We start from the raw sequence: 503 nt of genomic DNA, 5'->3' as shown, positions 1-503 counted from the left end.
GCTCTCCCAATCCCCATCTTTGCATACTTGGCTTGATTGGTGTGACGCAGAAGTCTCGCTAAAAGATGCCCAAGACTTTCTACTAGCAACACGTTTAAATTGGGTCAAAACGGAAGCATTTGGTTTCGGTATTTATGATAGAGATAGCAATACCTTGCTGGGAATGGCAGCCGTGAATGAGCTTTACCATACGTTTAATATGGCGAGTATTGGTTATTGGGTAGCAGACCGTTACCAAAGACAAGGCTACGCTCAAGAGGCGATTAAAGCGTTGGCAGAATTTTGTTTTGCGAAACTGAGCTTAACTCGTATTGAAATCGTTTGTGATCCTGATAACAACGCCAGCCAAGCTTTGATCGAATCCGTTGGAGCAAAAAAAGAAGCCATCGCCAGAAATCGATTTATTTTCCATGGCAAACCAAAAGATGGCGTCGTGTATTCACTTCTGCCAACAGATTTGCTGTAAGACAGCGGTAAGCATTAGAAGGTGTCAGTCTTATTTG

General features: G+C 43.1%; 1 protein-coding gene. It reads left to right on the top strand.

Annotated features, from left to right (window positions below; all coding sequences use genetic code 11):
- Positions 1-466 (top strand): GNAT family protein (locus tag R7Q48_RS31595; protein ID WP_318134428.1); only part of this gene is annotated, 466 nt, incomplete at its 5' end.
- Positions 467-503 lie beyond the last annotated feature (37 nt).

The sequence above is a fragment of the Vibrio sp. 378 genome (genome assembly GCF_033339435.1).
Note: the sequence above shows the minus strand (reverse complement) of the source record. Positions and strands in the feature narration are given on the sequence as shown.